The 18667-nt window shown below is 58.7% G+C and carries 17 protein-coding genes and 1 tRNA gene; 8 read left to right on the plus strand and 10 right to left on the minus strand.

Annotation, left to right across the window (positions count from 1 at the left end; genetic code table 11):
- Window positions 1-291 precede the first annotated feature (291 nt).
- The 3 genes from AU182_RS14630 to gltX all read right to left on the minus strand — a co-directional run bounded on the left by AU182_RS14630 (window position 292) and on the right by gltX (window position 3182).
- Window positions 292-367, minus strand: a tRNA-Ala gene (locus tag AU182_RS14630).
- A 184-nt stretch (window positions 368-551) separates the two neighbouring features.
- A complete protein-coding gene (galU, locus tag AU182_RS14635; RefSeq protein ID WP_066966796.1) occupies window positions 552-1463 on the minus strand; it encodes a UTP--glucose-1-phosphate uridylyltransferase GalU in 912 nt (303 codons plus the stop codon).
- Window positions 1464-1706: 243 nt separating this feature from the next.
- Window positions 1707-3182, minus strand: a complete 1476-nt coding sequence (gene gltX / locus AU182_RS14640; protein ID WP_066966799.1) for a glutamate--tRNA ligase — start codon at window positions 3180-3182, stop codon at window positions 1707-1709.
- 318 nt (window positions 3183-3500) lie between these two features.
- On the opposite strand from gltX, the gene AU182_RS14645 reads away from it, so the two are divergent.
- From AU182_RS14645 to AU182_RS14655, 3 genes are read left to right on the plus strand one after another with little or no spacing between them, the layout of a single operon-like run.
- The gene (locus AU182_RS14645) at window positions 3501-4037 is read left to right on the plus strand and encodes a hypothetical protein (protein ID WP_066966801.1); all 537 of its coding nucleotides are present in this window, start codon (window positions 3501-3503) and stop codon (window positions 4035-4037) included.
- 58 nt (window positions 4038-4095) lie between these two features.
- Window positions 4096-6627 carry a TcfC E-set like domain-containing protein gene (locus tag AU182_RS14650; RefSeq protein ID WP_082859460.1) on the plus strand — a complete coding sequence of 844 codons (2532 nt, stop codon included), beginning with the start codon at window positions 4096-4098 and terminating at the stop codon, window positions 6625-6627.
- Window positions 6614-7603: a hypothetical protein gene (locus AU182_RS14655; protein WP_153039241.1), complete on the plus strand. Its 990-nt coding sequence runs from the start codon at window positions 6614-6616 to the stop codon at window positions 7601-7603. Before AU182_RS14650 ends, AU182_RS14655 begins: the two co-directional genes overlap by 14 nt.
- 19 nt (window positions 7604-7622) lie before the next feature.
- On the opposite strand, the gene AU182_RS14660 is transcribed toward AU182_RS14655, so the two are convergent.
- Both AU182_RS14660 and AU182_RS14665 read right to left on the minus strand, forming a co-directional pair.
- Window positions 7623-8303 (minus strand): molecular chaperone, encoded by a 681-nt coding sequence (locus AU182_RS14660; protein WP_066966806.1) that lies wholly within the window; start codon window positions 8301-8303, stop codon window positions 7623-7625.
- Window positions 8304-8400: 97 nt separating this feature from the next.
- On the minus strand, window positions 8401-8850 hold the full coding sequence (locus AU182_RS14665) for a hypothetical protein (protein WP_066966811.1): 450 nt from the start codon (window positions 8848-8850) through the stop codon (window positions 8401-8403).
- A 224-nt stretch (window positions 8851-9074) separates the two neighbouring features.
- Here AU182_RS14665 and AU182_RS14670 point away from each other — a divergent pair, with 224 nt between their 5' ends.
- From AU182_RS14670 to AU182_RS14690, 5 genes are all read left to right on the plus strand, one after another.
- The gene (locus tag AU182_RS14670; protein WP_066966814.1) at window positions 9075-9767 is read left to right on the plus strand and encodes a glycerophosphodiester phosphodiesterase family protein; all 693 of its coding nucleotides are present in this window, start codon (window positions 9075-9077) and stop codon (window positions 9765-9767) included.
- Window positions 9751-10959 carry a glycerol-3-phosphate dehydrogenase/oxidase gene (locus AU182_RS14675; RefSeq protein WP_066966817.1) on the plus strand — a complete coding sequence of 403 codons (1209 nt, stop codon included), beginning with the start codon at window positions 9751-9753 and terminating at the stop codon, window positions 10957-10959. The genes AU182_RS14670 and AU182_RS14675 overlap by 17 nt, the downstream gene beginning before the upstream one ends.
- A 120-nt stretch (window positions 10960-11079) precedes the next feature.
- Entirely contained in the window at window positions 11080-12108 is a 1029-nt protein-coding gene (gene dusA, locus AU182_RS14680; RefSeq protein ID WP_082859461.1) for a tRNA dihydrouridine(20/20a) synthase DusA, read from the plus strand.
- Window positions 12109-12165: 57 nt separating this feature from the next.
- Window positions 12166-13110, plus strand: a complete 945-nt coding sequence (gene tal / locus AU182_RS14685; RefSeq protein WP_066966823.1) for a transaldolase — start codon at window positions 12166-12168, stop codon at window positions 13108-13110.
- A gap of 23 nt (window positions 13111-13133) precedes the next feature.
- The gene (locus tag AU182_RS14690) at window positions 13134-13595 is read left to right on the plus strand and encodes a TerB family tellurite resistance protein (RefSeq protein ID WP_066966826.1); all 462 of its coding nucleotides are present in this window, start codon (window positions 13134-13136) and stop codon (window positions 13593-13595) included.
- Window positions 13596-13631: 36 nt separating this feature from the next.
- On the opposite strand, the gene AU182_RS14695 is transcribed toward AU182_RS14690, so the two are convergent.
- The 5 genes from AU182_RS14695 to AU182_RS14715 form a co-directional block, all read right to left on the minus strand.
- Window positions 13632-14255, minus strand: coding sequence for an STAS domain-containing protein (locus AU182_RS14695; RefSeq protein WP_227718285.1), 624 nt, complete (start codon window positions 14253-14255; stop codon window positions 13632-13634).
- 335 nt (window positions 14256-14590) lie between these two features.
- A complete protein-coding gene (locus AU182_RS14700) occupies window positions 14591-15817 on the minus strand; it encodes a PP2C family protein-serine/threonine phosphatase (RefSeq protein WP_066966832.1) in 1227 nt (408 codons plus the stop codon).
- Between the two features lie 66 nt (window positions 15818-15883).
- The gene (locus tag AU182_RS14705) at window positions 15884-16837 is read right to left on the minus strand and encodes a VacJ family lipoprotein (protein WP_153039242.1); all 954 of its coding nucleotides are present in this window, start codon (window positions 16835-16837) and stop codon (window positions 15884-15886) included.
- A gap of 128 nt (window positions 16838-16965) precedes the next feature.
- Window positions 16966-17796, minus strand: a complete 831-nt coding sequence (locus tag AU182_RS14710) for a DUF2063 domain-containing protein (RefSeq protein ID WP_066966835.1) — start codon at window positions 17794-17796, stop codon at window positions 16966-16968.
- Window positions 17786-18658: a DUF692 domain-containing protein gene (locus tag AU182_RS14715; RefSeq protein WP_066968214.1), complete on the minus strand. Its 873-nt coding sequence runs from the start codon at window positions 18656-18658 to the stop codon at window positions 17786-17788. Before AU182_RS14715 ends, AU182_RS14710 begins: the two co-directional genes overlap by 11 nt.
- Between the last annotated feature and the right edge of the window lie 9 nt (window positions 18659-18667).

Raw genomic sequence — 18667 nt, forward strand, 5'->3', positions numbered from 1 at the left:
AAAGCGATGAGGTGAACCGGGGCTTTGCCTCGCTCACGGGCAGTTCTGCCAAATTAAAAAATGCCGCATCCTATCGGATGCTCGTGCAGTGGCCCCATTCGCCCCCGCAGCGGAATTCTTGTTCATTTGCGCGGGATGATTCGCAGGCTTTGCCTGCTCACCCCTTCGGGGTCGCCTCTCGGCGCTCTGCGTCGCCTACGGGTCCTTGTGAACCGGGGCCTTGCCTCGCTCACGGGCAGCACTGCCAAATCAAAAAAGGCCGCATCCTTTCGGATGCGGCCTTTTTTGATTTGGTGGAGCTAAGCGGGATCGAACCGCTGACCTCAACACTGCCAGTGTTGCGCTCTCCCAGCTGAGCTATAGCCCCAAAGTTGCTTTCTTGCTTGGGTTTCCCCCGAAAGCGAGGCGCATTTTAACAGCGGCCCTTCGGGTGTCAACCAGAAAAAACGACTTTTTAATCAATTAGTTAGAAACCGCTAGGAGATAGGCGCCCGCGGTTTCTGGTGAATACAGGGTCAGCCGCTGGCCCTGTATTCATCAGCAGCAGGGCCTCAGGCGACGGCTTCGACCCGTGGCTTCTGTTTGGTCAGGAACTCTTGCAGTCCGGCACCAATATCCGGGTGGTGCAGGCCGTACTCGAACTGGGCCTTCATGTAACCCAGCTTGTTGCCGCAATCGTGGCTGTGGCCAACAATGCGGTAGGCATCGACCTGCTGGACTTTCAGCAGCTCGTCAATGGCGTCGGTCAGCTGGATTTCACCACCTGCTCCGGGCTGGGTTTGATCCAGCAGGGACCAGATTTCGGCGGGCAGCACATAGCGGCCAACCACGGCCATGTTGGAGGGGGCGGCATCGACGCTGGGCTTTTCTACCATGCCGTCGATCTTGGCAACACCACCCACCTTGAGATCTGCACCCAGGCAATCCACCACGCCGTATTTGCTCACATCTTCCCAGTCGACGGACTCCACCATGATCTGGCTGGCACCGGTCTGCTCGAAGTTGCGCACCATCGCGGCGAGGTTGGTGTTGGTGAGGTCGGCGGCGTATTCATCCACCAGCACGTCGGGCAACAGCACTGCGAAGGGGTTGTCGCCAACCACCGGGCGGGCACAGGCAATGGCATGGCCGAGGCCTTTCGCCTCTGCCTGGCGCACGGAAATCACGGTGACATCACGCGGGATGATCGCGCGCACTTCGTCCAGCAGCTGGCGCTTGAGGCGATTTTCCAGCTGGGCTTCCAGCTCAAACGAGGTATCGAAGTGGTTGGTAATGGCGTTTTTACTGGCGTGGGTGACCAGGACAATTTCCTTGATCCCGGCTTTGACCGCTTCATTTACCACGTACTGGATAAGCGGCTTGTCCACAATCGGCAGCATCTCTTTCGGGATGGCCTTGGTGGCGGGCAACATACGGGTCCCCAAACCCGCAACAGGGATGACTGCTTTTTTTACTGCGGTCATAAGTTTTTCCTTTTTTCTTTAAATTACTTCCGGGTTAACTCCCTAACCCTTCGATTCCTGAAGCTTGCCGGATTCTACCCACATTGTGTGACACCTGTCACATAATATGTGGCGATTGATACAAACTGTCTCTTAATTCAACAATCTGCCACCCGGCGAGTATGACGTTTAGACAGGCAAAAAAAATGCCACTTCGGATACCCGAGTGGCATCGATGACACGCAAACCCCTGTTCAGGCCGGCTTAGCCGAGGCTCGCGAACTCTTTTTCCCAGCGCTTCAGCACCTTCTTGCCAGCACCGCCCAGTACCTCGACGGCCTGGCGCAGACGGGCGCGGCTGAGGTCGGGGCCGAGCAGTTCCATGGCGTCCATCACCGAGAAGCTGGCGGTGGTGCCGCTGATGGCCACAAACAAGGGCGCATTGAAGTCCTTCAGCTTGATGTCCATCTGGTTAGACAGCTCTTTGACGGTGGCAAAGATGGTGTCTTTGCTCCAGCTGCGCAGCGCTTCCAGCCTCCACAGGGTGAATTGCAGTAGCTTCTTCTGGTCGTCCAGCGCCAGCTTGTTGCCAGCAAAGCTCTCTTCACTGAGCGGCAGCTTGCCAGAAGCAAGGAAGCTGACCAACGGCAGGAAGTCACCGAAGGTTTCCATGCGACCCTTGGCCTGGGGCAGCACTTTGAGCAGGTTTTCGCGGTTCAGCAGCCACTGCTGTAGACGGTCGGCCAGCTGCTCGTCTTCCAGCTCGCGGATCCACAGACCATTCAGCCAGCTCAGTTTCTCCACATCGAATACCGGGCCGCCGAGGGATACCCGCTGGATGTCGAAATGGGCGAGCATTTCAGCCAGGGTGAACTTCTCGCTCTCGTCCGGCATGGACCAGCCCATGCGACCGAGGTAGTTCAGCAGGGCTTCCGGCATAAAGCCGGCGCGCTGGTAATAAAGGATAGAGGTGGGGTTCTTGCGCTTGGACAGTTTGGTCTTGTCCGGGTTGCGCAGCAGCGGCAGGTGGCAGAGCACCGGCATTTCCCAGCCGAAGTATTCGTACAGCAGCTTGTGCTTGGGCGCAGAGTTGATCCACTCCTCACCGCGCAGTACGTGGGTGATCTCCATCAGGTGGTCATCCACCACGTTGGCCAGATGATAGGTGGGCATGCCGTCGGACTTGAGCAGCACCTGCGCATCCACCTGGGCCCAGTCAATCTCGATGGTGCCGCGCAGCAGGTCTTCCACCACACAGGTGCCGGACTCCGGCACGTTCATGCGCACCACGTAGGGCTCACCCGCCGCCTTGCGCTTCTCGACTTCTTCCGCGGGCAGCGCGAGATCACTCGGCTTGAGGGTTACCTTGCCGGACTCCTGCAGCTGCGCGCGCAATTGATCTAATTCTTCCGCAGTGCGGTAGCAATGAAAGGCGTGGCCTTTGGCGACCAGCTCGTCACAGTACTGCTTGTAGATGTCGCCGCGCTCGCTCTGGCGGTAGGGGCCGTGCGGGCCGCCCACATCCGGGCCTTCCTGCCAGTCGAGCCCCAGCCAGCGCAGGCTGTCGAGGATCGCCTGCTCGGATTCCGGGGTGCTGCGCGCCTGGTCGGTATCTTCGATACGCAGTACAAACTGGCCGCCCTGGGCTTGGGCGAAGCACTGGTTGAACAGGGCAATATAGGCGGTACCTACGTGGGGATCACCGGTGGGAGATGGCGCGATACGGGTTCTTACGGTCATTGGAATCCTGATGTTGGACTGGTGACTGGAAAAGGAAGATAGACGATAAAGGCGCGGCATTATATCGCCGGCAAGAGTGGCCGCACAGACCAAAACGCGCCCACCCGAACCTGTCCTACCAGACTAAACAGACTTAATTTTGCAGGCATGTCGATTTGCAAATAAAAATCCGTGACTAGCGTCACATAATAGGTATCATTGCTGCTATGTCGACGAAATTGGAGGAATTACCGCCAATTCACGGTAGCCGACGCCAGGGCTGGCACATAAAATGTACGGCCCCATAACGACAACACTTCGGGATTTAGGGAAATACCAATGAAAAAATTTGCGCTTCGCTCTCTGGCCGCCGCTGCAGCCCTGGCAGCAACCTCTGCTTTTGCCGCCACCGACGGCGAGAACGGTGTGACCTCTGAGGGTAATCTGACCGTAAACCTGCTGATCGACAAGCTGATCTCCATCGGCGGCCTCGATGATATCGATCTCGCTCAGAACGCTACCACTCTGATGTACACCGGTGTAAGCAACCTGTGCGTGGGCGGTCTGGCAAGCTATAACTACAACATCACCTTTACCGGCGGCAACAACGGCTTCTTGCTGACCGACGGCTCCGTCAATATTCCCTACAGCGTCCTGTACGATCACGACTCCGATGCCAGCGATGGCACAACGGCCGCGCACAGTACCGGCTTTGACGTGAACGGTGAGACCCTCGGCACCCTGGGTTGCGATGGTACAGGCGGCACTACTGACAACGCCCAGATCCTGGTAGAGGTTGATCCGGCAGACATTCCTGACACTGCAACTGCCACCAACTACTCCGACGTGCTGACGGTTACCGTCACCGCACTGTAATCGCCTCGCGCGATCCGGGCCGCGCTTATCTGGCGCGGCCCATTATTTAACACCTCTTATGAAGCGCGCCCTCCCCCTAAGCTTCTTCTGCAGCCTGTTTATCGTGGGCAGCAATTCCGTGCATGCGGCGGCCGCTGCTGCATTCTCTATGGAAACCGCGGCACCGGCAGGCTTTGAGGACATTACCGAACCAGCCACTGTGGTGGTGGATGTCTATTACGGTGGACGACTTCTCAGCGCAAACCAACGCGCGACGGTTACGCCAAACACCTTCCAGTTTGAAACACCCGATGAAATTCTTCAGTTTCTGCCCGCGCTTAAACAGCCTGAGCGTATTGTTGATCGGTTACAGGAGACACTTCCGGCAAACTCCGCAAGAGCCTGCAAAAACAGCGTGCGCTCTGGATGTGGCGTGCTCGATGCCGAGGTAGTGGAGGTGATTTACGATTCCAGCAAGTTTCGCGTCGACCTGTTTATCGGCCCGGATTTTCTTTACACCAGTGAAATCCTTGCCGACCCTTTCCTTCCGGCAGCCACTAACCGGTTCGCGGTAAGCCAGCAGTTTTCCGGCAGCTGGTCCGGCTCGCAGAGTGACGGAGACGATCAGGTACAGAGCAACCAGAGTTACACGCTGAACTCGGAGTCGATCGTCAGCTTCGGAGAGTCCTCGGTTCGCGGAAACCTGTTTTTCAGTGAAAGCCCAGACAGCCCACAAGGCGCGTCCCGGCTCGAGGTTTCCGATCTGTACTGGACCCGGGATTTTCGCGGGCGCGCGGTTTCCGCGGGCCTGTTCCAGCCCAGTGGTAACAGCTCGCGCTTTCTCGGGCTGGGCAGTATTTACGGCCTGGAATTTTATCGATCCGATAACACCCGTATCGATACCCATATCAATTCAGGCACCCCCATTGAGGTTCACATGCCCACGCGCGGGCGCGTGGAAGTGTTTCGCGATGGCCGCCTGATCCATAGCGAAATGCTCGAGGCGGGTAACCAGCTGGTGCGCAGTATCAGCTTTCCCCAGGGAGCCTACGATGTTGTGGTAAAAACCTTTACCGAATCCGGGCAGCCATTGGCGGAATTCCAGCAGTATTTCACCAAGGACTCACGACTTCCCCCGATCGGCCTGTGGAACTGGAACCTGATGCTCGGCGCACCCGTGGACATTTCCAGTGAGCGCAGTATCCCCGAGCCTGGCGAGGATTATTTTATACAGCTGGGCGCTGGTCGCAGGGTTCAGGAAAACTGGGGCCTAACCGGAGGGATTACCGCCGGACAGCAATCCCAGATGCTGGAACTCGGCGTGCGCTGGCTGAGCGACTACGTGGATGTAACGCCGGAGTTCGTGATCACGGATTCCGGGCGCACCGGCTCGCGAATCGGTGTTTCATTTCGCAGCGAGTGGGCGTCGCTGACGTTTCAGCAGGCCGAAGTCGACAAAGCACCTGCGAGTTCAGAAACCGACTTCCTCGCTTCGGCCTATAACTATCGCATCGCCAACCTGTTTGTGCCGGTGGGCAAAGGCCGCTTCACCGCCCGCTACAGTGAGCGCGATAATGTTCAGGAGTTGAATAGCCCACTGGTACAGTTGCCCGGTAACAGTCTCGCGACCTCGCGCCTGCACACATTGGAATTTCAGTACCCCTGGTTGCGAAACCGCTTCTGGAATGGCGACCTGCGCTTCGGCTACAGCGAAGGTGACCAGGAGCAGCTTTGGTCGCTGAATTTTCAGCTGCGCTACAATCGCGGACGCTGGGGGAACGCGGGTTACCTGCGCTCCGAGTCCAGTGATCCAATTGGCGATAACCACTATGCCGGTTTCAACAGCGTATGGAATGACCGCGACTTGTGGGCCGCTGAAGTGCAGCAGAGTATGAATCTTGAGGCGGGTGCCGGTAACCAGGCACTCCGCAGTCTGACGCGCATTGCCGGACATCGCGGGAATCTCACATCCAGTATCAATTACCTCGCCGCCGACAGTGATACCCTGAGCTACACCGGGGGATTCAGCACCACCCTGGCCACCGATGGGGAACACTTTTCCTGGGGAGGCGAAACCGGTCACGACAGCGCGGTTCTGGTAGATATTGTCGGTGCGCCTGACGAGGACTTCGAGGTATTGGTAGATGGAAACCGCCGCGGCTACGCGAAAGGCGGGCAGCGCTCGTTGATCAGCGTGCCGGCGTTTGAGAGCTACCAGATCAACGTCAAGCCGCTAGGCAGCGGTTTTTACGATTACCAGAACACATTAGAAACGGTGACGATCTACCCGGGTAATATGGTCAACACCCAGATCGAAATGAAAACCCTGATACTGGTGATGGGCCAGCTCACCCGCAGCGGCGTGCCGGTTGCCGGCGCCACCTTCCGCATCGGCAATCAGCGGGTAAAATCGGACGCAAACGGACTGTTCCAGCTCGAATACTACGCGCTGCCCGGAAAAAGAACGTTCGATCATGTGATTCTGAATCAGTGTAAGGTACCGGTCGATGCATTGGCGTCTGACACGCACTGGGTCAATCTGGGCACTCTGGATCTAGATAATGCGGTTTGCGACAACCAACAGGAGGGTGGCGCACTTGCATCCCATTAAATGGTTGTACCTGCTGCTTTGCCTGCTGGGCCTCGCATCCTCGCCAGTTTTCGCGCAGGACTACTGCGACCCGGATGCCGCACTGCGTCTATGTAACCTGGATGGCAGAACCTACTCCCATACGTATTCTGCAACACAAACGACATTCAATGCGGGATTTGAGCTGGCAAGCTGCAAGCTACAGGGCAGTAATAAAGACTGCCATAAGTCGAACGCGCCGGACTACGAACTCACGCTGACCGGGGACGAAGATGGCACCAACTACTACCTCACCGGTCCCGGTGGTACTCGGTTACCGATTTCACTGACCTTTACCGACGGCACTAACGCAACCGCGCCATTCACACCGGCCAATCCAAGCGACGTGTTCACAGGAACCGTTAACCTGGCACCGGTCGCATTCAATGTAACGGTCACCCCTGCCTCCGGTACCCCATTGACCGCAGGCACCTATTCGGCCGCATTCTCCCTGGATGCAATTCAGTCAAAAGCCTGCGGCTCGAGATGTGACACCAAAAGCGGGCTCACTTTTACTCTCTCCGTGGTAATCCCGGCACAGATTGTGGTGAGGAATATTGATGATATCGAACTGACACCGCCGCTGGACCGGAGTGCGCCGATCGAAGAGGAAGAGCCGCTGTGTATCGGGGGGTATGGTTTCAGCCGGTTTGTCGTGCGCTTTTCCAGTGACAATGGCTCGACGGGCGGAAGCGGGGCATTCCCGTTTCAGTTGAACGGGACTACTTCCGGCGACGGATTGCCCTATTCCGTAGCCTTCAGTAACGATTTGACTTCGGCGACCGGTGTCGCCGCGGCGAGTGACGGATCTGTACAAGGGGCTTTCACCCGCACATCCGACCTCCAGTGCACCAATAACAATGCGCGCATCCTGGTTTCCCTGAGCGCCGCGGACTGGACCTCGGCCCAAGACACTAACTACCAGGATACTCTGCGTATCACCGTGGTTCCCGAGTAGAACCTCCGGAATAGCGCCGTCAAAGCGGTAACGTGATCAGCCTGGCTTCCTTGCCATCAAACGCGCGTACTTCGATATGTCCGCGCTCCCCGGGAAGCTCCACGGTTTTTTCCCCACCGGGGTACACTCGCCCTAACGGCCCGATATTTTCACACTGAGAGGGCGAAGAACAATAGGCTGCACTGCTGATTTCCACATTGACGTTGCCGGTATTTTTAAGCTGCCGGCGACTGCCGCTACCACTCAATGCCAGATCGAACTGTCCGTTCACCGGCTGCACAAATACCACTGCCTGAAACGCCACCAGCAACTTCAGCCCGGTAGCCTCGGTTTGTATTTCCCCCACAACCGGCCGGAAGGTCACCCGATACACTTTTTCCGAATCGACATTGGACTCGATCGACATCAGGCGAAAGCGCCGTTCTTCGCCCGGTGCAATCACCGCCTTGGAAGGGCTCACCAGTAATTTGAAATCTTTTGGATCAGTCACCGGCACCAGGGTCTGATTTTCTGCACCGGGATTTTCGACGCGAAATATTTCCGTCTGCAAATACAGGGGGGCGTCATCGGGATTGCGCACGACAATATCATCGCGCGCGTTGGGCACCGACTTGAGGTACACAATCATTTTATCCAGTGACATGGCGCCCCAGGCCGGGCTGATCACGCAGGCGAATAGTACGGCCAGTATTTTTTTCATGAAGCAGCCATCAATAACGTCATTTCACGCCATTTTAAGCGGATGAAAGGGATAAACAACCGCTAAATCAAGGTGTTCGTGGCGCTCAGTAATCGGCCTAGTCGGCAGCGATCAGCACCCGCTGGTGCTCATTGGATGTAAGGTAAGAGTCGGGCATGTAATAGCAACCAGGGCGGCGGGACATTTTGCGGCTACCTTGCATGGCCGAGGCCTGAAAGGCGTCACTCTCGCGCCGGGATTCTTCCCAGAGCACGCGGACACTACCGGTGGGCAAATGGTGCAGGCACACCATGAGCTGGTCACTTGCGGGATCATCCGCTTGGGTTTGTATCGCGGAGGGCTCAACGGCTTCCACGGTGACACGCGGTGGCAGCACCAGGCGTATTTGAAGGGTCCCGGTGGCTGTATTCCCCACCCCGGCTCGATCTTCCGCAAGCACAGGTACGGCTGTAGCCAGTGCCACCAGCACGTGTACGGCGGTCAGCCCGACCAGGAATACCGGGGTTGCGCGACCCAATACAGCGGGGTCATCGTGAGCCTGTGCCAACTAAAAATACCTCTAACACGGCAATACCGAATACATTCAGTGTAGGTGCCGCCCCGGCGACGAACCCCGGCGTATTCCTCCGGGGGTACAATTGATGTCAAAGCGCGCGCCAGTCCTTTCTTGCAACCCCCCTCGCAGCAACTATTTTTCATATAGAGATTTCGCGGTATCTCCCACCTCCTTTATTCACACAATAAAGCCACACCCGGCGGGAACTCACATCAATGCTGATTGCGCATTTGGGCGACAAAATTCACCACCCGGAAAATACCCTTGCCGCCTTTGAGGCCGCACATGGTCTCGGCGCCTGCGCCATTGCGACCGAGGTGCAGTTCAGCAAGGACCGCACGGCGTGGTGCTGTGCCGGTGAGGGGATGGACTTTGTTCAGGCGGGTATTTCAACGCCGCTCCACCGCCTGAAAGACCGCGACCTCAAGGCGCTGCCTCTCAGCAGCTTCCAGCAGCTGGTGGACTGGGCCGGCCGCCACCGGCACCTGGAGTGGTTTGTGGAATTGAATCCGGAGACCCTCGCGCACATGGGCGCGGAGGCGGCGATCCGCGCACTGCGCGATGAAATTTCGGGTTGTACCGATGCGTTTGTGATACTCGCGTCCGACTTGCGCAGCCTGCGGCTTGCCCGCAATCTGGGTTTCTATCAGGTGGCGCTGCGCGTGCCGAGTGTCGCGCGCTGCCTTTCTGCCGATGTCGTTACGCTGGCGCCAGATTTCCTGTTTATCGACCACGCAACGGTAGATTGTCAGGAACTGCCACCGGGTCCCTGGCAGTGGGTGGTTCAGGAGATCAATACCGCGCAGGGGGCGGTTCATTGGCACCATCGTGGTGCACACCACATACTGACGGGCAACCTGCCGCTGTTGATGCGCTCCCGGGAGGCCAGCAATGTCTATGGAATATGATGTGCTGGTGGTCGGTGCCGGGATTCAGGGAGCCGGTGTCGCGGAAGCGCTGACAGCTGCCGGGCACCGGGTGGCCATTCTGGAACAGGAATCCGTGGCTTACGGCACTTCTTCCCGTTCCTCCAAGCTGATTCACGGTGGGCTGCGCTATCTGGAGAGTGGGCAGTTCTCGCTGGTTTACGAGTGCCTGAAGGAGCGCCGTTGGCTACTGGCCAACAAGCCGGACCTGGTACACATGGTGCCCTTCCTGATCCCGGTGTACCGGCACAGCCGTCGCCCGAGCTGGAAAATACGCCTGGGGCTCAGTTTTTACGCCCTGCTGTCCGGGCTGTTTTCCTCCTACGCCCGTTTCCGCTCGATAAGCACGCAGGATTACGATGCGCTGTGCGGGCTCAACAGCGATGATTTGCTGGCAGTATACCGCTACTACGACGCGCAAACCGACGATGCGGCGCTGACGCGAGAAGTCATCCAGACCGCGGTGCGTGGTGGCGCCGAGCTGCTCTGCCCGGCAAGCCTGGTGGGAGCGGAGGTGACCGACAAGTTCGTGCGGGTCGATTACTTCCACAATGGCCAGCTCAACACCCTGCACTGCCGCGCCCTGGTGAACTGCAGCGGGCCGTGGATTGAGGAAACCAACAGCAAGTGCGCGCCCAGCGCGAAACTGCCACCACTGGAACTGGTTGCCGGTACACATATTCAGGTGCCATTGAAGCTCGCCAATAAAATCTTTTATGTGGAAGCGGAAGACGGCAGGGCGGTGTTCGTGATGCCGTGGCAGGGCGAAACCCTGATTGGCACCACCGAGCGCCCCTACCACGGTGATCCCGCCGAGGTGGCCCCCACGCTGGAGGAGAAAGCCTACCTGCTGCGCACGCTAAAGCAGTACTTCCCGGAGACACGGCCACTGCAATTGAGCGACCTGAGCGACAGCTGGGCGGGGCTGCGGGTGCTGCCGCATGCCAGCGACAACCCCTTCTCCCGCAGCCGCGAAACCATGATCTGCACCGACAACCCCAAGTGCCCGCGGATCGTCGCCGTGGCCGGCGGCAAGCTCACCAGTTACCGCGCTACCGCGCGCAGTGTGGTAAAGAAGCTGCGCCCGCTGCTTGCCAGTAAAGAGGACTTGGCGCCCGCACCCGCCTCCCACAGCACCGGTACCCGCGAGGACGCCAAAGAGCGCAACCTGTGATCCCCCGTCCGTACCTGCCGCGACCAGTCGGGTAATGTCCGGCGCCCAATGAGGATCGATCCGGGGAAACGCGCCGTATCTTGTTATACTGCGCGCAGTTTTATCCTCTGATCGCTGTTTATGTCCGAATCGTCCCCATCCCCAACTTCCCCCACGCCCATCACCGCGGGAACGGCAACGGCTGTTTCACACCGTTTCTGCACCGCACCACTGATGGACTGGAGCGACCGTCACTGCCGTTATTTCTGGCGGCAGTTCAGCAAGCACGCCCTGCTCTACACCGAAATGGTCACCACCGGCGCCATCCTGTTTGGCGACCAGCAGAGTCACCTGGATTTCAATGTGGAAGAGCAGCCGGTGGCGCTGCAATTGGGCGGCAGTGATCCACAGGACCTGGCGCGCTGTGCGGAAATTGCCGAGCGCTGGGGTTACAGCGAAGTGAACCTGAACTGTGGCTGCCCCAGTGACCGGGTGAAGAAAGGACGCTTCGGTGCCTGCCTGATGGCCGAGCCGGATCTGGTGGCCGAGTGCCTGGGGGCGATGCAGAGTGCGGTATCGATACCCGTCACCGTGAAGCACCGTATCGGTATTGACGATATGGAGGACTACCCGGGGCTCACGCGCTTTGTGGAAGCGCAGGCACGGGCCGGCATCACTACGTTTATTGTGCATGCGCGCAAGGCCTGGCTGAACGGCTTGAGCCCCAAGGAAAACCGCGAAGTGCCGCCACTGAAATACGAAATGGTGTACCAGCTGAAGCAGGATTTCCCCGAGCTGGAAATTGTCCTCAATGGCGGCATCAACACGCTGGATGAGTGCCGCGCGCATCTGCAACAACTGGATGGTGTTATGCTCGGGCGCGCGGCGTACCAGACGCCGGGCCTGCTCGCCGGGGTGGATGCCGCACTGTTTGACGGTGAACCCGGGCCAACACCCGCCGAGGTGGTACGCAACATGCTGCCGTACATCGAGCGGGAACTGTCGCGCGGTCAGCGCCTGAATCATATTACCCGACACATGATGGGGCTGTTCCAGGGCGTGCCGGGGGCACGACGCTTCCGCCGACACCTGAGTGAGCACGCACATACCGCGGGCGCCGGACCGGAAGTACTGGAACACGCTTTGACGCTGGTCACGCAAGCCGCCTGACCCGCGCTCTGGGCACACATAAAACAAGTAAACATTCGCAATAAGGAAGTGGGGAACATGAACAAACTGGAGCAACTCAAACAGCGCAGCCTGGTGGTCGCCGATACCGGGGACATCGAAGCCATTCGCCGCTATCAGCCGGAAGATGCCACCACCAACCCATCACTGCTGTACAAGGCCGCTCAGCTTCCCCAGTACCAGCAACACCTGAAGGACTCCATCGCCTGGGCGGAACAGAAAGGCGGCGATGTGATCGCCCTCGCCGCGATGAAACTGGCGGTGGCCATCGGTTATGAGATTTTGCAAATTGTTCCTGGAGTGGTATCTACCGAAGTGGACGCGCGCCTGTCGTTCGACACCACCGCCAGTATTGAATACGCACGCCAACTGGTAGCCATGTACGAGCAGGCGGGTGTCGATCGCGAGCGGGTTCTGATCAAACTTGCCTCGACCTGGGAGGGCATCAGCGCGGCCTCGGTGCTGGAGCGCGAGGGCATCCACTGCAACCTGACCCTGCTGTTCAACCAATGCCAGGCGGTGGCCTGCGCCGAAGCCGGCGTCACCCTGATCTCCCCGTTTGTGGGCCGTATCCTCGACTGGTACAAGGCCAGCACCGGGCGGGATGACTACACTGCGAAAGACGACCCCGGCGTGCTCTCCGTGACCAGCATCTATGAGTACTACAAGTCCCGCGAGTACCCCACCATCGTGATGGGCGCCAGCTTCCGCAATACCGGCGAGATCGAGGCCCTGGCAGGCTGTGACAAGCTCACCATCAGCCCGCAACTGCTGCAGGAGCTACAGGATGACAACGGCACCCTCGCCGATGGACTCAATAGCGACATCCCCAGCCAGGCGCGCCCTGCCGCCCCGATGCGGGAGGCGGAATTCCGCTACCAGCTGAATGCGGACGCCATGGCCACGGAGAAGCTGGCGGAGGGTATCCGCAATTTTGTTGCGGATCAGTTGAAGCTCGAGGAACTGTTACAAAACGCGCGCTAACGCCAACAGAACAAGGAAACGCCATGTTGCAGCAGATTCGCAAACTGTTCGACCAGATCGGCCGCGGAGAGAGTGTGGAGGTGCGCACCGAAAAAGACGTGCGCATGATCAGCGCTGCACTGATGGCGGAAATCGCTACCGCAGACCAGAAGGTGGATGAGCGCGAGCACGCGGCACTGGTGCGCCTGTTGCGGGAACATTACCAGCTCGAAGAGGAAACCGCCCACAGCATGGTGGAACAGGCCTTGGCAGATCGCAATGAGGCCACCTCACTCTACGAGTTCACGCAGACGGTGAATGACAACTTCAGTGAGCGGGACAAATATTTGCTGATCAAGCAGATGTGGGAAGTGGCGTTTGCAGATGGGGAGATAGACGCCTTTGAGGAGCACCTGATCCGGCGTGTAGCGGAGCTGATCTACCTGCCCCATGGCCTGTTTACCCGCGCCCGCGCCGAGGCTCGCGACCGGGATATTGAATCCTGAGCAGGCGCCTGCTCGCAGCTTACAGAGTGCGCGCGGCTAGTGGTTTGCGGCCGCCTTCGCGGTCTGCTCACTCTCCAGCGCATGCACCAGGTCGCGGAACGTGGCTTCGTTCTGCTCGTTCATGCTCATCAATACACGGTGCGCTTCCAGCACCATTTCCCGCGCGCTTTGCTCGTCCGGTGTATTGCACTTGAGGGGGGCTGGCTCCGCCTGATAGGCGTCGTTATCGGCATCGGACGAGATATCCATCAGCGCGTCAAATCCCATCGAGTCCAGCAGGTGCAGTAGCCCGCGGTCTTCGCACAGCACCAGCGGCCGGCCGCCCTTGCGCTCGGCACTGCGGAATGCAATTTTCGCCATGAGCCCCAGTGTGGTGCTATCGACCCCCTGGGTTTCGTGCATATCAAACACCACACCGCGGAATTCGCTGTGGGAAAACATCTTGTCGATAAAACTATCGAAAGACGTACACAAATTGAGGCGTACATCGCCAACCAGCTTCACCACGTAGATGCCCTGGTGGTCGCCAACCATGATCTGCCCGGACTGCATAGTAACCTCACGCGCTCCCTGCTCTTGTCCCGAGCCAGGGGCGAGATGGATGATTTGCGGCTTGTGACCGCGGCACAGTTCCTTGTGCAAGCCTAGCTCAATCTGCACCTTTGCGAGGATTCGCACGATAGAGCCAGAAGTGGGGCGGAGCTTACTCCTGCCCACCGGTACTGACAAGACCAGTGTGAACGGGTTAACAGGTGTGACCAGAAAGTCCGGTAGTTTATATTTCCGGGCTCTCCATACGCCCCACAAAACCCTGTTCGCGGGGCCAGTTTCCGATACTTTTTATGAATGACTCATGAATGTCTCATGAATGCCTCACCAATGTCCGGTGCATGCCTAGCGTAAAACTGGCATACGCCGGCAAAGCGTCATGTATTCGGTATCGGGAGCAACATCGCTGGCCGGGGGTAGTAACAAACCCAGCAAGAAATGGACCACTAGCGCTCGTCTTGGCGCAGGGTGAGGATGGTAATGTCGTCGGGAAAAGATTCGGCGGTATCCACCTTGAGCGCCGCGCACAGGCTGTCCAGGTCACCCCGGCTGCGATCAATGAGCTGCAACAAGTCATCTTCCCTCTGCAGCAGATCGCCCGTCAACAGCTCCAGCACCCCATCCGAGCAGGCCACCAGGCGCCAGCTTGCGGGCAGGCTGCAATGGCGCACTTCCCAGCCACCGTGCTCAAACAGACCCAGCGGGCGCCCTTTTCCAGCCAGCCAACGAGCCCCATCACTGGTCACCAGTGCCGGCATGGGCACCTGCCCCGCCACCGCGTAGTGCAGTTGCCGGGCGCGGCTATCCACCACGCCCACAAACATACTGGCATGCTTGTCGAGCCGGGTGGCCAGCAGCTCGCTATTGATCATTTCCAGGATTTCGGTGAGGTCACTGTCGAGGGTGTTCAGCTGGCTGAACAACGGCCGCTCTCTCAACAGGTGCATGATGCTGTGCTTGATGAGCGCGGTCACCAGCGCCGAAGACACCCCGTGCCCGGACACGTCTACCAGGTAAAACGCCACAAAGCGCTCACCAAACAGTCCGTAGTCGATAAAATCGCCGCTCAGGTACAGGGAGGGCTGCAAGCGGTAGGCGGCCTGGATTCCGGCCGGGTATTCATAGGGAGTACGCGGCAGCAGGTGCTGCTGGAGCTGTCGTCCGGCCTGGTGATCCCGCTGCAGCAGCTCGATGTGCTCCTTGAGTTCGCGGTTGCGCGACTCCAGCTGCTCCCGGTACTGGCGGTTTTGCGCGGCCAGTTCCCGGGCCTCCACAATCCGGGTCAGCGCGTGGTCGATCACGCTCTCATCGGCAATCGGCTTCAGCAAGTAGTCGCTGGCCCCCAGGCGCAGTGCCTGTACCACATCGTCCACCTCACTGTCGGATGCCAGCACCACCACCGGGGTATCGGGCGACAGGTGCTTTACCTTGCGCAGCACTTCCAGCCCGCCCATATCCGGCAGGTGCAGGTCGGTAATCACCAGTTGATAGGTGTCGGGCGTGAACTGGCCGATAGCTTGTACGCCGCTGTCCAGCACGGCGACCTGATAACCGAGCCGCGCAAGCGCGCCCTGCACCAGGCCACAAGAAGGGGAATCTGAATCGATCAGCAACAGCGCGTGACGCGCGCGCTCACCGACCTGGACTGCTGACTCCGCAGGTGCGCTCAACATGGCGCCCTGCGCATAGCTACAGGCCGACGCACGGTATCAACCGGCGCCGACCTGACACGACGGGTATCAGAAGTCGTATTCATCCAGGTCGCCGCCAAAATCATCTTCCTGCTCACCATCGTTGATCAGGAACTCGCGCCGCTGCAAATAGGCATCACGCATTAGCACATAACGGTCGCCCTGAAGGAGCGATTCGGTTTGCAGAAGGCTCGCGCGAAGTTGAATCAGATCGATGCCCTTGAGGGTATTTTCGACGGCGTTGTCTTCCAGATAGGTCAGCGGGTTGGTATACCAGTCGACCACAATCGCGGGCGCATCACGCACCGTGGAAGGGCCCATAAACGGCACCACCAGATAAGGGCCGGACTCCATCCCCCAAACGGCCAGGGTCTGGCCAAAGTCCTCGCCATCACTGCGCTCCAGCCCCATGTGCTGGGCCACATCAAACAACCCTACAACACCGACAGTGCTGTTTATCAGGAATCGTCCGGTGTCATTGCTCGCCTGCCCCCACTTCCATTGCAGGATGTTGTTCAGGACATTGTTGACTTCGTGCATGTTGGCGAAAAAGTTGGAGATGCCCGTCTGCATGAAAACCGGCGTTATCTGACGATAACTGACCGCGGCAGGCTTCAGGAACCACCGATCCGCGGTGTCATTGAAGCGGAACATGGCGCGATTAAACCCCTCCCAGGGATCGCGATCTTCCGGCTCCTCCGCACTGGAGAATTCGTCTGCCGGATCAAAGCCATATTCACTTTCAAGCTCGGAACCAAAGTCATCCGCGCCGCCGGCATCCGCATCCGTCGCGACGTCGCCCTCGCTACCGGCGCCAAAATCATCAACCTCGCCGGGATCAGCGTCACCGGCCGGCTCGGAAGCAGGCTGTGGCGAAGGAACGGCGGCTGGAGCTTCGTCAGGAATTTCAGCAAAGGGGTCTGACGCATCCTGCGCCGTTGCCAGAGGCGCTGACAGCAAGGCGGCCAGCGTCAAGGCAGTTAAAGGTGTGCGCTCAAGCAATTCCCTGCTCCTCGCAAAATATTTTCGATTGTTCAAACCAGGATCTGTTTTTCCGTTTTCGCGATATTACCACTGGCCGCTTAGGCAGCATAGCAGCTGGCAGTTTTCGCCATGTTCACTGGCAGCTTTTATACAGGCCGGAAGCCCGCAAGAATATCCAGGGCGTGGAGCTTGCGCAGGAGTTCTTTGCCGAAATCCACTACCTGCGCCGGCTGCGGATGCTGGATATCCGCAGCGAGCGCCTCCAGCAGTGCGCGGCCGGTGCGCAACTCTGGCTCTGCCGCCTCGTCGCCCGTGGCATTATGCGACTGAATCAGCGACAACAAATGTGATGTCACCGCATTGGCCTCCAGGAAGCCGACATCATCGGCGCGATTGCGATACACCACAAGAAATGTAGGGGTTTGCGGTGGCTCGGCCGGCTGGAATGCGGGGCCTATATGATGCACCGGGAATTCATAACTCAGATTCCAGGCCAGTGGCGAGGCGATTGGCGCCCAATCCAACAGTTGGGCGTCGGTGTAGTCAAGCTCGAGCCCCGCAGGAAATACCCCCTCACTCACATCGAGCGCCAGCTCTACCCACTCGTAATGGGCCAGCTCCCGCAGAAAAGCCGGGTCCCCGCTGCTGTCTTCACTGGCTGCGCGCTCCGCCTGCAAATACTGCAGAAACTCTTCGCTGATCTGTAAAAAGTACGGGCTGTGGGCGTGATGTGTACGCACGAAGTCGCGCACCATGGCATGCCAGTGATCGTCGTCGAGAATGCTGCGCAATACCGGAAACCCACCGGCGATAAACGACTCGATGTTGTTGTAGATCAGATCCCGGTAGATACCCATGCGGCGGTCTTCAATGCCTGCCGGCGCTTCCACTTTATCGGGTGCACGCAAGTGCGCGGCGAAGTCCCCCTGAATCTTCCGGAAGCCCGCTGTTTTTTTCTCGCGCTGATCAACGGCCATACACAGCCTCCACCGGCCGGGCCGACGCATCCTGCCCGCTGCGCACAGCCGCCTGGCAGGCGCGAATACGCTGCAACTCCTCACACAATTCCGGTAACGGGGGGATATTGAAGTCCCTTTCCAGCAGTGTGGGGATGGGCCCGTAGATTTCATAGGTACGCTGCAGCAATTGCCATACCGGGTCGATTACCGGCGCGCCATGGGTGTCCACCTTGAGATCCTCGGCCTCATCGAAATGCCCGGCAACATGGGCATAACGGATACGCTCTGCGGGCAACCCTGCGAGAAACGCTTCTGCATCGTAGGCATGATTAATGGCGTTTACATAAATGTTGTTCACGTCCAGCAGCAAGTCACAATCGGCCTCCTGCAGCACCGCATTCAAAAACTCCAGCTCCGACATTTCCTGCCCGGGCGCCGCGTAATAGGACACATTCTCCATGGCGATGCGCTGTTCCAAGATATCCTGCACCCGCCGAATTCGACCGGCAACATAGTGCACGGCTTCCTCGGTAAAGGGGATGGGTAACAGGTCGTACAGGTGGCCCTGCTCAGAGCAGTAACTCAGGTGTTCGCTGTAGCAACGAATGTTGTGGTCGCGCATGAACTGTTTGATGGCCCGCACCAGCGCTTCATCCAGCGGGTCCGGCGCACCGATCGACAGGGACAGGCCGTGAATGACAAAGGGAAAACGCTCGGTAAACTCACGAAACCAGCGGCCGTATCTTCCGCCCACGCCGATCCAGTTTTCCGGCGCGACTTCGAGAAAATCCACCTGCTCCGGGGAAACGGTTTCCCCCATCATGGAACGCCTGAGACCGAGGCCGGCGCCCTGAACGGGGTAATGATGTGATTGGCGCATTGGATACAC

The sequence above is a fragment of the Microbulbifer sp. Q7 genome, assembly GCF_001639145.1.
In the GTDB taxonomy this organism is placed as follows: domain Bacteria; phylum Pseudomonadota; class Gammaproteobacteria; order Pseudomonadales; family Cellvibrionaceae; genus Microbulbifer.

Coding starts and splice junctions, on each gene's coding strand:
- galU (WP_066966796.1), bottom strand. CDS start 1,463: ATGACCGCAGTAAAAAAAGCAGTCATCCCTGTTGCGGGTTTGGGGACC.
- gltX (WP_066966799.1), bottom strand. CDS start 3,182: ATGACCGTAAGAACCCGTATCGCGCCATCTCCCACCGGTGATCCCCAC.
- AU182_RS14645 (WP_066966801.1), top strand. CDS start 3,501: ATGAAAAAATTTGCGCTTCGCTCTCTGGCCGCCGCTGCAGCCCTGGCA.
- AU182_RS14650 (WP_082859460.1), top strand. CDS start 4,096: ATGAAGCGCGCCCTCCCCCTAAGCTTCTTCTGCAGCCTGTTTATCGTG.
- AU182_RS14660 (WP_066966806.1), bottom strand. CDS start 8,303: ATGAAAAAAATACTGGCCGTACTATTCGCCTGCGTGATCAGCCCGGCC.
- AU182_RS14670 (WP_066966814.1), top strand. CDS start 9,075: ATGCTGATTGCGCATTTGGGCGACAAAATTCACCACCCGGAAAATACC.
- AU182_RS14675 (WP_066966817.1), top strand. CDS start 9,751: ATGTCTATGGAATATGATGTGCTGGTGGTCGGTGCCGGGATTCAGGGA.
- dusA (WP_082859461.1), top strand. CDS start 11,080: ATGTCCGAATCGTCCCCATCCCCAACTTCCCCCACGCCCATCACCGCG.
- tal (WP_066966823.1), top strand. CDS start 12,166: ATGAACAAACTGGAGCAACTCAAACAGCGCAGCCTGGTGGTCGCCGAT.
- AU182_RS14690 (WP_066966826.1), top strand. CDS start 13,134: ATGTTGCAGCAGATTCGCAAACTGTTCGACCAGATCGGCCGCGGAGAG.
- AU182_RS14700 (WP_066966832.1), bottom strand. CDS start 15,817: ATGTTGAGCGCACCTGCGGAGTCAGCAGTCCAGGTCGGTGAGCGCGCG.
- AU182_RS14710 (WP_066966835.1), bottom strand. CDS start 17,796: ATGGCCGTTGATCAGCGCGAGAAAAAAACAGCGGGCTTCCGGAAGATT.
- AU182_RS14715 (WP_066968214.1), bottom strand. CDS start 18,658: ATGCGCCAATCACATCATTACCCCGTTCAGGGCGCCGGCCTCGGTCTC.